10 protein-coding genes are annotated in these 14,408 nt (G+C 71.5%); 7 read left to right on the top strand and 3 right to left on the bottom strand.

Annotated features, from left to right (window positions below; all coding sequences use genetic code 11):
• The first annotated feature begins 276 nt into the window (after positions 1-276).
• The 7 genes from ACN6LD_RS04500 to ACN6LD_RS04470 all read left to right on the top strand — a co-directional run bounded on the left by ACN6LD_RS04500 (position 277) and on the right by ACN6LD_RS04470 (position 8,665).
• On the top strand, positions 277-1,215 hold the full coding sequence (locus ACN6LD_RS04500) for a M56 family metallopeptidase (protein ID WP_319189272.1): 939 nt from the start codon (positions 277-279) through the stop codon (positions 1,213-1,215).
• Positions 1,216-1,360: 145 nt separating this feature from the next.
• Positions 1,361-2,149 carry a GntR family transcriptional regulator gene (locus tag ACN6LD_RS04495; protein ID WP_319189274.1) on the top strand — a complete coding sequence of 263 codons (789 nt, stop codon included), beginning with the start codon at positions 1,361-1,363 and terminating at the stop codon, positions 2,147-2,149.
• A gap of 138 nt (positions 2,150-2,287) precedes the next feature.
• Positions 2,288-2,515 carry a 4Fe-4S dicluster domain-containing protein gene (locus ACN6LD_RS04490; protein ID WP_020130156.1) on the top strand — a complete coding sequence of 76 codons (228 nt, stop codon included), beginning with the start codon at positions 2,288-2,290 and terminating at the stop codon, positions 2,513-2,515.
• Positions 2,516-2,531: 16 nt separating this feature from the next.
• A complete protein-coding gene (locus ACN6LD_RS04485) occupies positions 2,532-3,875 on the top strand; it encodes an ABC transporter substrate-binding protein (protein WP_445042568.1) in 1,344 nt (447 codons plus the stop codon).
• Positions 3,872-4,789: an ABC transporter permease gene (locus tag ACN6LD_RS04480; RefSeq protein ID WP_445042567.1), complete on the top strand. Its 918-nt coding sequence runs from the start codon at positions 3,872-3,874 to the stop codon at positions 4,787-4,789. Before ACN6LD_RS04485 ends, ACN6LD_RS04480 begins: the two co-directional genes overlap by 4 nt.
• Positions 4,773-5,705, top strand: coding sequence for an ABC transporter ATP-binding protein (locus ACN6LD_RS04475; RefSeq protein ID WP_445042566.1), 933 nt, complete (start codon positions 4,773-4,775; stop codon positions 5,703-5,705). Before ACN6LD_RS04480 ends, ACN6LD_RS04475 begins: the two co-directional genes overlap by 17 nt.
• Before the next feature lie 11 nt (positions 5,706-5,716).
• Positions 5,717-8,665 carry a fumarate reductase/succinate dehydrogenase flavoprotein subunit gene (locus tag ACN6LD_RS04470; protein ID WP_445042565.1) on the top strand — a complete coding sequence of 983 codons (2,949 nt, stop codon included), beginning with the start codon at positions 5,717-5,719 and terminating at the stop codon, positions 8,663-8,665.
• A gap of 191 nt (positions 8,666-8,856) precedes the next feature.
• On the opposite strand, the gene recQ is transcribed toward ACN6LD_RS04470, so the two are convergent.
• The 3 genes from recQ to ACN6LD_RS04455 form a co-directional block, all read right to left on the bottom strand.
• Positions 8,857-10,956, bottom strand: a complete 2,100-nt coding sequence (recQ, locus tag ACN6LD_RS04465; protein ID WP_445042627.1) for a DNA helicase RecQ — start codon at positions 10,954-10,956, stop codon at positions 8,857-8,859.
• A 222-nt stretch (positions 10,957-11,178) separates the two neighbouring features.
• Positions 11,179-12,837 carry an NADH-quinone oxidoreductase subunit NuoN gene (nuoN, locus tag ACN6LD_RS04460; protein WP_319189277.1) on the bottom strand — a complete coding sequence of 553 codons (1,659 nt, stop codon included), beginning with the start codon at positions 12,835-12,837 and terminating at the stop codon, positions 11,179-11,181.
• Positions 12,834-14,405 carry an NADH-quinone oxidoreductase subunit M gene (locus tag ACN6LD_RS04455; RefSeq protein ID WP_319189279.1) on the bottom strand — a complete coding sequence of 524 codons (1,572 nt, stop codon included), beginning with the start codon at positions 14,403-14,405 and terminating at the stop codon, positions 12,834-12,836. The genes nuoN and ACN6LD_RS04455 overlap by 4 nt, the downstream gene beginning before the upstream one ends.
• Between the last annotated feature and the right edge of the window lie 3 nt (positions 14,406-14,408).

The raw sequence follows: 14,408 nt of genomic DNA, 5'->3' as shown, positions 1-14,408 counted from the left end.
CCGGGCGACGCGATGCGCGACGGTGGGATGAGGGGCGGCGCGACGGGCGGTGCGCCGGCGGGCCTCGGGGTCCGCGTCCGGCCCGGGTGGCCCGGGCCGAATCCGGGCGTCGACTTGGGCTGACTCCCGGGGGAACCGCCGTCATACTGGCGGCGGGCGCGGTCTTCGTGCCGGGCCCGCCGCACGTGGCAGGCCGCACGAGTGTGCGCCGCCGGCACGCACGTCGCGCCCGGGTGGCGCGCGCCCCCTTCCCGACCAGGATCCGGAGCCCCCGGCATGACCGTCTGCCTGCTCCTGCTGAGCATCGTCGGCCTGACGGCCGCGGTGCCGGCCCCGCGTGCGCTGACCCGCTCCGCCTGGCCCGAGCGGGAGCCGGTGGTGGGGCTGTGGGTGTGGCAGTGCCTGGTCGCCACCGTCCTGCTGTGCTGCCTGACGGCCCTGGTGCTGGGCGCCGCGGCCGTCTTCCACACCGTCCGCTCAAGGGTCTTCGCGCCTGCCCCGGCGGCGGTCACGGAGGCGTACGACCTCTCCGCCGCCCCGCTGTGGGCGACGGCCCTGACCCTGCTGCTGGCCTGCGGGGCCGCCTGGACCACCGCCATGCTCGCCCGTGAACTCGTCGAGGCACGCCGACGCCGTGACCGGGCGCGGGCCCACCTGCGCGAACGCGCCCCCGACCTGCCCGCGGGCCTGCCGCCCGCCCGGGGCCCGCTGCTCGTGCTGGAGGACGAATACCCGGACGCCTGGTGGATGCCCGGCAACCCACCCCAGTTGATCGTGACCACCGGCGCCCTACACCGCCTCACCTCCCACCAGCTGGACGCCGTCCTCACCCATGAGCGCGGCCATGCCCGCGCCCACCACGACTGGCTGCTCCACCTGTCCACCGCCCTTGCCACCGGCTTCCCCCGCATTCCGCTCTTCTCCCATTTCTGCGACCAGACGCACCGCCTGGTCGAACTCGCCGCCGACGACACGGCATCACGCCGCTGCGGGCACCTGACCACGGCGCTGGCCCTGATCGAGCTCAACCAGCACCGCGGCGTCCTGTCCTGCGCCTCCAGTCACCGCCTCCTGGGCGAACGCGTCGACCGCCTCCTCGAGCCGCCCCCACGTCTGCTGCGCAGACACCGGGCGCTGACGACGACCGTGGCCACTCTGATCCCGCTGCTGCCGCTGCTGATCACCTTCGCCCCGGGGCTGACCGCGCTGTCCTGAGCGCGTCGCGGATCTCACCCCGAACTGGCGGATCTACCTCGGCGGACAGCCCTTTTCGCAGGTCAAGCCCATGTCTGACGCTGTCGCAGATGGCGCAACATTCCGGCAACACTGGTTTTCCTAGTGGGTCGGTATGGTTCAAAACATGCCAGCCACCGACCGCGTCCGAGACCACGCCGGCCAGGGCGCGACCACCGTCGCCGCCCACCGTGCGCGGCGTCGGCTGCGCGCGGATCAGGCACGTCAGCTCGCCGACCTGCTCCGTCGCCAACTCCTCACCGGCGATTTCCCGGCCGGCACGCTCCCCCACGAGGCGACCCTCGCCGCCGACTACCGCGCCTCCCGCAACACCGTCCGCGAGGCCCTCGACCTCCTGCGGGCCGAGGGTCTGGTGGAACGCCTGCCCGGCGTCGGCACGATCGTCGTGGCCCAGAAGTACCCCCATGGGCTGGACCGTCTGATGGGGCTCGCGGAGACCCTGCACGAACACGGCCACGTCACGAACGAGGTCCGCACGATGGGCCCCGTCGCCGCACCCGCACCGGTGGCCGACCGCCTCCGTGTCCCGCCCGGCGCCGATGTCCTCTACATCGAACGCCTGCGCCGCCTGGGCGGCGTCCCCCTCTCTCTCGACCTCACCTACGTTCCGCTCGACATCGGCGTCGATCTGCTGGGTGCCGATCTGGAGAACACCGACGTCTTCCGTCTCCTCGAGGCCCTCACCGGGCAGCACCTCGGCCACGCCGAGATCACCCTGGAGGCGGTGAACGCGGACGCCCACTCCGCGGCCGTACTGGAGGCGCCGCGCGGGGCGGCCGTCCTGATGCTCGAACGCCTCACCCATCTCGCCGACGGACGCCCGGTGGACCTGGAGTTCATCCGCTTCCGCGGCGACCGCATCTCGATGAGCGGCCGACTGCACCGCTCGCTGTGACCTTCCATCCCCCGCCACCCTCCTCCAGCCGTTCCACCCTGCTTCCCGCTCTCACCCCTTCATCGTTCGGCAAGGCCCCATCGGTTCGCTGCCGCACGGGATTTCTCAACATTTCTCGGGACCTTTTCGGAGACAGCCATGACCCTGGCGCCCCAGCGGGCCGACGTGCCCGTGACCATCGACGAGTCGAAGTGCATCGACGGCTGCACCCTCTGTGTGGACATGTGCCCGCTGGACTCCCTCGCCATCGACGAGAGCAACGGCAAGGCCTACATGCACGTCGACGAGTGCTGGTACTGCGGCCCCTGCGCGGCCCGCTGCCCCACCGGAGCCGTCACGGTCAACATGCCCTACCTGCTCCGGTGAAAGGCCCGCATCTCCCATGAAAACCAAAGCAGCAGCCGCGACCGCCGCCCTCCTGCTGTTCTCGCTCGCCGGGTGCGGCAGCGCCGAGGCCGGCAGCGGCTCCACGGTCACCGTCACCGTCGGCTACCAGTCCAAGACCATCAACACGGTCACCGCGGGCACCCTCCTGCGTTCCCTCGGCTACTTCGAGAAGGAACTGAACGCGCTCGGCGACGGCAAGACCTACAAGGTGGACTGGCAGGACTACGCCACCGGTGCTCCCATCACCGCGCAGATGACCGCCGGGAAGATCGACATCGGCTCGATGGGCGACTTCCCGCTCCTCATCAACGCGGCCCGCGGCAAGCAGCTGAACCAGCCCACACGCCTGGTTTCGATCACCGGATACAACCTCCGCGGCGGCCTCAACACCATCGTCACCGCGCCCGACTCGAAGCTCGCCTCGCTCGAGGACCTCAAGGGCAAGAAGGTCTCCACCAGCGTGGGCTCCGCCGCCGACGGCACCCTCGTGCGCGCACTGCAGCGAGCCGGCATCGACCCGGACAAGGGCATCGAGAAGCTCAACCAGCAGCCCGCCGTGGGCGCTTCGGCGCTCTCCGCGGGCAGCACCGACGCCCTCTCGCAGTTCGTCGCCTGGCCCGGCCTGCTCGCGTACCAGGGCAAGGCCAAGGCCCTCTACGACGGCGCCCAGCTGAACCTGGCCACGTTCCACGGCGTCACCGTCCGCGAGAAGTTCGCCAAGGAACGCCCGGCGGTGCTTGAGGCGTTCCTCAAGGCACAGTCCGAGGCCACCGCCTATCTGAACGGCAACCCCGTGGCCGCCGCCGAGAGCGTCGCCAAGGCCACCAAGCTGCCCGCCGAGGTCGTCTACCTCTACAACGGGGCCCACGGCATCTCCGCCTTCGACCCGGCCGTCAAGCCCCAGCTGGTCTCCGCCCTCAAGAAGGACGTGTCGATCCTCAAGGAGGCGAAGCTGACGGGCGACGTCGACGTGGACTCCTTCGTCGACGACCAGTACGTCAGGAAGGCTCTCGGCGCGTCGTACGCCCGACAGCTCGCCGCCGCTCCCCCGCCCGCCGCGAGCGAGGTCTGGCCCAAGGGCGACGCCACGAAGACCCTCGCCTTCAAGACGCCCGCCGAGCTGCTGAACTACGTCGCCGGGCACAAGGACGAAGTCCGCGCCGCCTACGTCCCCGACGCCACCACCGGCACCCTGTGGTTCGCCGACAAGGCCGTCTGGGTGGCCGACGGCACGACCCTCCTGCCCTTCGTCACCCCGGCCACCGCGCAGGTCTACATCGCCGCGCACGGCGGCGCCCGCGTCGTCACCTACGCCGACGCCCTGGCGCGGGCGTCATGAGCCGGTATGCGCTGCGGGTCGCCTCGGTGGCCGCCGCCCTCGGCGTGTGGCAACTGCTGACCAGCCTGAACGTCGACCTGTGGCTGCGGTTCTCGCAGTTCCCGACCGTCGCCGACGTGGCCCGCGCCTTCGCGGACCGCATGGCCGGCGACGACTACTGGACCGATCTCACCGACAGCCTCACCCGCATCCTCAGCGGCTTCCTGCTGGCCGCCGTCGTGGGAGTCGCCACGGGCGTGCTCGTGGCACGCTCGCGGCCGGCCGAGGACCTGCTCGGACCGATCCTCGAGGTCGTGCGGCCCATCCCCGCGATCGCCCTGGTGCCCGTCTCGATCCTCCTCTTCCCCTCCAACGAACAGGGCATCGTCTTCATCACCTTCACCGCCGCCTTCTTCCCCGTCATGGTCTCCACCCGGCACGCGGTCCGCGCGCTGAGCCCCGGCTGGGAGGAAGCGGTGCGCACCATGGGCGGCGGCCGGTGGCGGATCCTCGGCTCGGTCGTCCTGCCGGGTGCGCTGCCCGGCATCTTCGGCGGGCTCTCCGTCGGCATCGGCGTGTCCTGGATCTGTGTGATCTCCGCCGAGATGATCTCCGGTCAGTACGGCGTCGGCTACCGCACCTGGCAGGACTACACGGTCGTCGACTACCCGGGCGTCTTCGTCGGCATGGTCACGATCGGCGTGCTCGGCTGGGCCACCTCCACGGCCGTGGAACTCCTCGGCCGTCGACTGACCCGCTGGCTGCCGCGCACGTCGTACGTTCCCGCAGGTCGGCCACGTCCACGGCACCTCACGGCACCCGAGGCGGCCTCGTCCCCCTCGGTCCCGTCCCCCTCCGCCTCTTCGGGCGGCGCCGACGACGCCGACCGCACCGGACCCGAACCCGAGGGGACGCGCCATGAGCACCTCGTCTGACACCCGCCGGACCGCCCCCGCGGCCGGGACGGCCGCTGCCGGGACGGCCGCTGCCGGGACGCACAGCCCCGACCCCACGGCCTCCGGCGCGGAACCCGCCGGCCCGGAAACGGACGGGAAGAGGGCGGACGGGAGGAAGGCGGACGGGAAGGGAGCGGACGGTACGGCAACGGGCTCACCCGCCCGGGGCACCCGGCTCACGCTCCGCGCGGCCGCTCTGGGCCGCCCCGACGCCGCCGCCCTGGCCGACGTGGACCTGGATGTCCGACCGGGCGAGATCCTCACCGTCGTCGGCCCTTCGGGCTGCGGCAAGTCGACGCTGCTGCGCACGTTCGCCGGGCTGCTGCCCGCGCTGGGCGGCGCCGTGGAGCAGGACGGCCTGCCGATCGGCGGACCTGCGGCGGATCGCGCGCTGGTCTTCCAGGAGGACGCGCTGTTGCCCTGGCGGACCCTGCTGGCCAACGTCGAACTGCCCCTCGCCATCCAGGGCCTGCGGCGCGCGGAACGCAGGAGGAAGGCAGCCGACTGGCTCGAGCGGGTCGGACTCGCCGACCGCGCACGGCAGTTGCCGCACCGCGTCTCCGGAGGACAGCGCCAGCGCGCGCAACTGGCCCGCGCCCTCGCCACGGGCCCGCGCGCCGTCCTCATGGACGAGCCGTTCGGCGCCCTCGACGCCCAGACCCGCGCCGGCATGCAGGACCTGCTGGTGGAGGTGTTGCAGGGGACCGGGGCGACCGTCGTCTTCGTCACGCACGACGTGGACGAGGCCCTGTTCCTCGGCGACCGCGTGGCCCTGCTCGGCGCGGGCCGGCTCGTCGCCGTACGGGACGTGCCCCGCCCCCGCGACCGCGCCGCCCACGACGACCCCGCGCGCGCGGCCCTGCGACGCGACGTCCTGACCTCCCTGAGCACCTGAAAGGCACCCCGGTGGACACCCCCCTGCAGATCCCCGCGCTCACCGACGCCGAAGAGCTGACCTGCGACGTCCTCGTCATCGGCGGCGGCACCGCCGGCACCATGGCCGCCCTGACCGCCGCCGAGCGCGGCGCGGACGTGCTGCTCCTGGAGAAGGCCCACGTGCGCCACTCGGGCGCACTCGCGATGGGCATGGACGGAGTGAACAACGCCGTCATCCCCGGCCGCGCCGAGCCCGACGACTACGTCGCCGAGATCACCCGTGCCAACGACGGCATCGTCGACCAGTCCACCGTCCGCCAGACCGCCACCCGCGGCTTCGCCATGGTGCAGCGCCTGGAGTCGTACGGCGTGAAGTTCGAGAAGGACGAGCACGGCGAGTATGCGGTCCGCCAGGTCCACCGTTCCGGGTCCTACGTACTGCCCATGCCGGAGGGCAAGGACGTCAAGAAGGTCCTGTACCGGCAGCTGCGGCGGCGCGAGATGCGCGAGCGGATCCGCATCGAGAACCGGGTGATGCCGGTGCGCGTGCTGACGGCCCCGGACGACGGGCGGGCCATCGGCGCGGTCGGCTTCAACACCCGCACAGGACAGTTCGTCACCGTCCGCGCAGGCGGCGTCGTCCTCGCCACCGGCGCCTGCGGCCGCCTCGGCCTGCCCGCCTCCGGCTACCTGTACGGCACGTACGAGAACCCCACCAACGCGGGCGACGGCTACGCCATGGCCTACCACGCGGGCGCCGAGCTGACCGGCATCGAGTGCTTCCAGATCAACCCGCTCATCAAGGACTACAACGGCCCCGCCTGCGCCTACGTCGCGAACCCCTTCGGCGGCTACCAGGTCAACCGGCACGGCGAGCGGTTCGTCGACTCCGACTACTGGTCGGGCCAGATGATGGCCGAGTTCGCTGCGGAGGTCGCCAGCGACCGCGGTCCCGTCTACCTGAAGCTGAGCCATCTGCCCGAGGAGTCGATCGCCTCCCTCGAGTCGATCCTGCACTCCACCGAGCGCCCTTCCCGCGGCACCTTCCACGCCGGCCGCGGCCACGACTACCGCACCCACGACATCGAGATGCACATCTCTGAGATCGGCCTGTGCGGCGGCCATTCGGCGTCGGGCGTCCGGGTGGACGAGCACGCCCGCACCACCGTTGCCCGGCTGTACGCGGCGGGCGACCTCGCCTGCGTCCCGCACAACTACATGATCGGCGCGTTCGTCTTCGGCGACCTGGCCGGCTCGGACGCCGCCCAGTACCAGGCGTACGACGGCGAGCTGCCCGCCGATCAGCTGCGCCAAGCGCACGAGTTGATCTACCGCCCGTTGCGCAACCCGGAGGGCCCTCCGCAACCCCAGGTCGAGTACAAGCTGCGCCGTTTCGTGAACGACTACGTCGCCCCGCCGAAGTCGGGCGCGCGGCTGTCGCTGGCCCTGGAGTCCTTCGAGCGGATGCGCGACGACATCGCGGAGATGGGCGCCCGTACCGCGCACGAGCTGATGCGCTGCGCCGAGGTCACCTTCATCCGCGACTGCGCGGAGATGGCCGCGCGCGCCTCGTTGGCCCGCACGGAGTCCCGCTGGGGCCTCTATCACGACCGTCTCGACCATCCTCATCGTGACGACTCCTCCTGGTTCCACCACCTGGATCTGCACAAGTCCCCTTCCGGTGCGATGGAGTTCACGGCCCGGCCCGTGGCTCCGTATCTGGTGCCGATCGACGAGTTCACCCCCGTAGGCGGCCCGTCGCGGCACATCGGCGAGGTCCACGCCGAGAACGTGGCGACGGCCGGTTCACGGGAGGTGGCGCCCGTCGCCGCGGGCGTCGGGGCCCTCGCGCCTGAGACCGACCTCCCGGCGCCTGCCGTGCCCGAGCCCGCCCTCGACCAGGACTCCTCTCCCCGGTCCTCGTCCCGTCTGCTCGAACTCGTCGCCCTCGCCGAGGAGGAGCCCGAACTCGACGCCCTGCTGCCCTACTTGTCCGACCCGGCGGCCGCCGTCCGGCGCGAGGCCGTCGCCGTCCTCACCGAGACCCTGCCGTCGGGCACCGGGCCCGCGCTGGCCGAAGCGCTGCGCGACCCGGCGGCGGCGGTACGCTCCGCCGCCGCGGCCTCGCTCCGGGAGCTCGTCGAGACCCTGCCGGCGGAGCCCGCCCTTCGGGACGGCCTCGCCGCCGCGCTGGACGAGCCCGACCCCGTCGTCCGAGCGGCGGCCCTGGACGTGCTGCGTGCCCTTCGTCTCGGGGACGCGGCCCTGTTCGCCGGCTCTCTCACCGACGCGGACATCGCCGTCCGCATCGAGGCCGTCCGCGCTCTGGTCTCCGTCGACGCCGCCGACGAACTGGCCCGCGCGGCGACCGCCGACCCGTCCCGCGAGGTGCGCGTCACGATCGCCAAGTCCCTTGCCACGGTGGCCGCCGGACGCCTGAGCGGCGACACGCCGACGGAAGGCGGGGGCGGCCACGGCACCGGCGCGGTGTCCGGCACCGGCGCCGCACCGGTCGCGGACAGCGGCTCCGGCTCCGGCTCCGGCTCCGGCTCAGCCGACGAAGCAGGCACCGGCACCGGCAGGGGCACAGGTCCTGGCGTCGCCCTTGAGCCGGACGCCGTCCACACGGCGCTCGTCCGTCTGGTCGACGACCCGGACGCACTGGTCCGTGCCGCCGCCTACGGGGCGCTGGGCACGACCGGCTGCCCGGCGCCGCTCGCCGCCCGAGCCGTGGAGGCCCTGACGGACCCGGCCTGGCAGGTCCGGGCCGGCGCCGCCACCGCGTTGTCCGTGACCCACCCCGACACGGCCGTGCCCGTCCTCGCCAAGGCCCTGGCCGATCCGAACGCGGACGTCCGCAAGGCCGCCGTCCTGGCCTTGACCCGCCTCCGTGCCTCGGAGGCCGCCCGCGCCGCCCTCGCCACCGCGACGACCGACTCGGACGCCGACGTCAGGGCCTACGCGGGCCGAGCCCTGTGAGGAACGTGCCCGGAGCGGCGACCACCACGGGCCGGGCACGCCGAGGACCAGCGCGGCACCAGCGCCGCCTCCGGCTCCCCTGACGTCGCCTCCGACGCGCACCCGGGCTCCGGCTCGTGCTCAGGACCGGGACCGGGACCGGGAAACGACCTGGGAACTCGGGACAGGAGCTCTGGATGGGACAGGGGCCCCTATATCCAGTCCTCGGGCTCGGGCTCTTCGTCCACATCTGGCCACAGGTCCAAGGCGCCCGGGCCCGTGTCGGCGTTCGCAGCGGAGGCGGTGCGGGCACCCGCCCCCGCTGCCGCACCCGCACCGGCAGAGGCAGCGGCAGCGGCAGCCGCAGCCGAGCCCTCGGTCGCACCCGCAGCGGCGCCACCCGCAGGCGGCCCGCCCAATGAGGCCAGGACCGCGACCACACCTTCTCCGTACGTCACCAGCTTCTTCTCACCGACCCCGCTGATTCCGCCGAGTTGGCCCACCGACGTCGGCCACGCCGTGGCGATCTCCCGAAGCGTGGCGTCGTGGAAGATGACATACGCCGGAACGCCCTGCTCACGGGCCTGCTCGGCGCGCCAGGCACGCAGCGCCTCGAAAGCGGGCAGCAGTTCCTCGGGCAGCTCGGCCGCTGCCGCCTTGGCCCCCTTGCGGCCGGACGAGGACCCACCCGACGCCTTGGACGACGCAGCCGGCCTCTTCGGCTCCTTGCGCAGCGGTACGTCCCGCTCGCGGCGCAGGACCGCCCCGCTGGCCTCCGTCAGCACGAGGGTGCCGTACTCGCCCTCGACCGCCAGCAGGCCCTGCGCCAGCAACTGACGGACGACCCCTCGCCATTCGCCCTCGGTGAGGTCCTCGCCGATGCCGAACACGGACAGCTGGTCGTGGTCGAACTGGATCACCTTGGCCGTGCGCTTGCCCATCAGGATGTCGACGATCTGCACCGCGCCGAACTTCTGCCCGCGCTCGCGCTGCAGTCGCACGATGGTCGACAGCACCTTCTGGGCCGCGACCGTGCCGTCCCACGTCTCCGGCGGTGTGAGGCAGGTGTCGCAGTTGCCGCAGCCCGTCGCGGCCGGTTCCTGGCCGAAGTAGGCGAGGAGCTGTCCACGGCGGCACTGGGCGGTCTCGCACAACGCCAGCATCGAGTCGAGGTGAGCGCCGGCCCGCCGCCGGAAGGCCTCGTCGCCCTCACCGGACTGGATGAGCTTGCGCTGCTGTATGACGTCGTTGAGGCCGTACGCCATCCATGCCGTGGACGGCAGCCCGTCGCGGCCGCCGCGCCCGGTCTCCTGGTAGTAGCCCTCGATCGACTTCGGCAGGTCGAGGTGGGCGACGAACCGCACGTCCGGCTTGTCGATGCCCATGCCGAAGGCGATGGTCGCGCAGACCACCAGGCCGTCCTCGCGCAGGAACCGGGACTGGTGGGCCGCGCGCGTCCCCGCGTCCAGACCCGCGTGGTAGGGGACCGCCTCGACGCCGTTGCGGGAGAGGAACTCGGCCGTCTTCTCCACGGAGTTGCGCGAGAGGCAGTACACGATGCCCGCGTCCCCGGCGTGTTCCTCGCGCAGGAAGTTCAGCAGCTGCTTCTTGGGGTCGGCCTTCGGCACGATCCGGTACTGGATGTTGGGCCGGTCGAAGCTCGCCACGAAGTGCCGGGCCGACGGCATGTTGAGCCGCTGGGTGATCTCGTCGTGGGTGGCGCGTGTCGCCGTCGCCGTGAGGGCTACCCGCGGGACGTCCGGCCAGCGCTCGCCGAGCACGGCGAGGGTGAGGTAGTCGGGCCGGAAGTCGTGGCCCCACTGGGACACACAGTGCGCCTCGTCGATCGCGAACACCGCGATCTTGCCGCGCGACAGCAGCTCCTGGGTCGACTCCAGCCGCAGTCGCTCCGGTGCGAGGTACAACAGATCCAGCTCGCCGGCCAGGAACTCGGCCTCGACCACACGCCGCTCGTCGAAGTCCTGGGTGGAGTTCATGAACCCGGCGTTCACACCGAGCGCCCGCAGCGCGTCCACCTGGTCCTGCATCAGCGCGATCAGCGGGGAGACGACGATTCCCGTGCCGGGTCTGACCAGGGCGGGGATCTGGTAGCAGAGCGACTTGCCGCCGCCGGTCGGCATGAGGACCACCGCGTCCCCGCCGGCCACGACGTGTTCGATGACCTCTTCCTGCGCGCCGCGGAAGGCCTCGTACCCGAAGACCCGGTGCAGCGTGGCCAACGCCTCGCTGTCGGTCCCCTCCGGTGTCCCGGTGATCCCTGTCATCTCGCTGATCCCGCCCGTCGCGCCCATCGTCTGGTCCCCCGTACGTCGCCCTTCGACCACTGCCTCCACGATAGGGGTCCGCACCGACACCGCCGGAGTTATCCACAGACCCAATCCGGTGACTCTGCGTGATGAACCCGGTGAGGGGCGGCCCTGCTCGCTCACCCGTGCGACGACGGTGGGCCCGGCTCCCCTGGAGGAGCCGGGCCCGTCATGTCGGCAGGCGCGGGCCGGCGTCGCGTCGCCGGCTCAGCGCACGAACACTCCCGCCTGGTTCGCCAGGTCCAGGAAGTACTGCGGTGCCACACCGAGCACGAGTGTGACCGCCACGCCCACTCCGATCGCCGTCATCGTCAGCGGTGAGGGGACGGCGACGGTCGGGCCCTCGGGCCGCGGCTCGCTGAAGAACATCAGCACGATCACCCGGATGTAGAAGAAGGCGGCGATCGCGGACGAGATCACACCGACCACGACGAGCGGTGCCGCGCCCCCCTCCGCCGCCGCCTTGAACACGGCGAACTTACCGGCGAACCCGGACGTCAGCGGGATGCCGGCGAAGGCCAGCAGGAACACCGCGAACACGGCCGCCACCAGCGGCGACCGCCGGCCGAGCCCGGCCCACTTGGACAGGTGCGTCGCCTCACCGCCGGCGTCGCGCACGAGGGTGACCACGGCGAACGCGCCGATCGTCACGAACGAGTACGCGGCCAGGTAGAAGAGGACGGACGAGACGCCGTCCGGGGTGGTCGCGATGACGCCGGCGAGGATGAAGCCTGCGTGCGCGATCGACGAGTACGCCAGCAGCCGCTTGATGTCGGTCTGCGTGATCGCGACGATCGCGCCGCCCAGCATGGTGACGATCGCGACGCCCCACATCACCGGCCGCCAGTCCCAGCGCAGCCCGGGCAGGACGACGTACAGCAGGCGGAGCAGCGCGCCGAACGCGGCCACCTTGGTCGCCGCGGCCATGAAGCCGGTGACGGGGGTCGGCGCACCCTGGTAGACGTCGGGCGTCCACATGTGGAAGGGCACCGCGCCGACCTTGAACAGCAGACCCATGACGATCATCGCGGCGCCGATGAGCAGCAGCGCGTCGTTGCCCATGGTGTCGGCGAGCGCCGGGTTCACGTTCTGCACCGTTCCGTCGACGACCTGGGCGATCGTCGCGTACGACACCGATCCCGCGTAGCCGTACAGCAGGGCGATGCCGAAAAGGGTGAAGGCGGACGCGAAAGCCCCGAGGAGGAAGTACTTGACCGCGGCCTCCTGCGACATGAGCCGCTTGCGGCGGGCCACCGCGCACAGGAGGTACAGCGGCAGCGAGAACACTTCCAGGGCGATGAAGAGCGTCAGCAGGTCGTTGGCCGAGGGGAAGACCAGCATGCCGGCGACCGCGAACAACAGCAGCGGGAAGACCTCGGTGGTGGTGAAGCCGGCCTTGACGGCCGCCTTCTCGCTGTCGCTTCCGGGGACGGAGGCCGCCTGGGCTGCGAAGGAGTCGACCCGGTTGCCGTGCGCCTCGGGGTCGAGCCTGCGTTCGGCGAAGGTGAACGCGCCGACCAGGGCGGCCAGCAGGATCGTGCCCTGCAGGAAGAGGGCGGGTCCGTCGACGGCGATCGCGCCCATGGCCGCGATGCGCGCCTTCGTGGTGCCGTAGCCGCCCTCCGCCAGCGCGATCACCGCGGCGAACGCGGCGACCAGCGCCACGACGGTCACGAACAGCTGTGCGTAGTAGCGGTGCTTGCGCGGCACGAACGCCTCGACCAGCACCCCGACGATCGCCGCGCCTACGACGATCAAGGTGGGCGACAATTGCCCGTACTCGATCTTCGGCGTGTCGATCTTCGCGATCGGTTCGGTCGCGGCTGCCGCCGTTGTCCACAGGCTGTGGACGGCTGATGCGCTCACTTGGCCGCCTCCACCTCGGGCTGGGGGTCCTTCTTGTGTACGTCGGACAAGGTCTGCTTGACCGCCGGGTTCACGATGTCGGTGACGGGCTTGGGATAGACCCCGAGGAAGATCAACAGCACGATCAGCGGGGCGACGACGACGAGCTCACGCGCGCGCAGGTCCGGCATCGCGGCGACTTCGGGCTTGACCGGCCCCGTCATCGTCCGCTGGTAGAGGACCAGCGTGTAGAGGGCGGCGAGGACGATGCCGAAGGTGGCGACGATGCCGACGACCGGGTAGCGCGCGAACGTGCCCACCAGCACGAGGAACTCGCTCACGAAGGGCGCGAGCCCCGGCAGCGACAGCGTCGCCAGACCGCCGATCAGGAACGTGCCGGCCAGCACGGGAGCGACCTTCTGCACACCGCCGTAGTCGGCGATGAGCCGCGAACCGCGCCGCGAGATCAGGAAGCCGGCGACCAGCATCAGGGCGGCCGTCGAGATGCCGTGGTTGACCATGTAGAGCGTCGCGCCGGACTGGCCCTGGCTGGTCATCGCGAAGATGCCCAGGATGATGAACCCGAAGTGCGAGATCGACGCGTAGGCCACCAGCCGTTTGATGTCCCGCTGGCCGACGGCGAGCAGCGCCCCGTAGATGATGCTGATCAGCGCCAGGACGAGGATCGCGGGCGTCGCCCACTTGCTCGCCTCCGGGAAGAGCTGGAGGCAGAACCGGAGCATCGCGAAGGTGCCCACCTTGTCGACCACCGCCGTGATCAGCACTGCGACGGGGGTGGTGGCCTCGCCCATGGCGTTGGGCAGCCAGGTGTGCAGCGGCCACAGCGGGGCCTTCACCGCGAAGGCGAAGAAGAAGCCGAGGAACAGCCAGCGTTCGGTGTTCGTCGCCATGTCGAGCGTGCCGTTGGCGCGGGCCTCGGCGATCTCCGTGAGCGAGAAGTTCCCGGCGACCACGTAGAGACCGATCACGGCCGCCAGCATGATCAGACCGCCCACCAGGTTGTACAGGAGGAACTTGACCGCCGCGTAGGACCGTTGGGTGGCTGCCGTCTCCTCGCCGTGTGCGTGGGCACGGTCCCCGAAGCCGCCGATGAGGAAGTACATCGGGATGAGCATGGCTTCGAAGAAGATGTAGAAGAGGAAGACGTCGGTGGCCTCGAAGGAGAGGATCACCATCGCCTCGACGGCCAGGATCAGGGCGAAGAAGCCCTGCGTGGGCCGCCAGCGCTTGTTGCCGGTCTCCAGCGGGTCGGCGTCGTGCCAGCCCGCGAGGATGATGAACGGGATCAGCAGCGCGGTCAGCGCTACGAGCGCGACTCCGATGCCGTCCACGCCGAGTTCGTACCGGACGCCGAAGTCGGCGATCCAGGAGTGGGATTCGGTGAGCTGGTAGCGGGCACCGTCCGGGTCGAAGCGGACCAGGACGACGATCGCCAGGACGAGTGTGGCGACGGAGAACAGCAACGCCAGCGATTTGGCGGCGTTGCGCCGGGCGGCCGGCACGGCGGCCGTGGCCACCGCCCCGATCGCCGGGAGCGCCGCCGTCGCTGTCAGCAGAGGAAAGGACATCGG

The organism is Streptomyces sp. SAS_272, assembly GCF_052543235.1.
Note: the sequence above shows the minus strand (reverse complement) of the source record. Positions and strands in the feature narration are given on the sequence as shown.

Coding starts and splice junctions, on each gene's coding strand:
- ACN6LD_RS04500 (WP_319189272.1), top strand. CDS start 277: ATGACCGTCTGCCTGCTCCTGCTGAGCATCGTCGGCCTGACGGCCGCG.
- ACN6LD_RS04495 (WP_319189274.1), top strand. CDS start 1,361: ATGCCAGCCACCGACCGCGTCCGAGACCACGCCGGCCAGGGCGCGACC.
- ACN6LD_RS04490 (WP_020130156.1), top strand. CDS start 2,288: ATGACCCTGGCGCCCCAGCGGGCCGACGTGCCCGTGACCATCGACGAG.
- ACN6LD_RS04485 (WP_445042568.1), top strand. CDS start 2,532: ATGAAAACCAAAGCAGCAGCCGCGACCGCCGCCCTCCTGCTGTTCTCG.
- ACN6LD_RS04480 (WP_445042567.1), top strand. CDS start 3,872: ATGAGCCGGTATGCGCTGCGGGTCGCCTCGGTGGCCGCCGCCCTCGGC.
- ACN6LD_RS04475 (WP_445042566.1), top strand. CDS start 4,773: ATGAGCACCTCGTCTGACACCCGCCGGACCGCCCCCGCGGCCGGGACG.
- recQ (WP_445042627.1), bottom strand. CDS start 10,956: ATGGGCGCGACGGGCGGGATCAGCGAGATGACAGGGATCACCGGGACA.
- ACN6LD_RS04455 (WP_319189279.1), bottom strand. CDS start 14,405: ATGTCCTTTCCTCTGCTGACAGCGACGGCGGCGCTCCCGGCGATCGGG.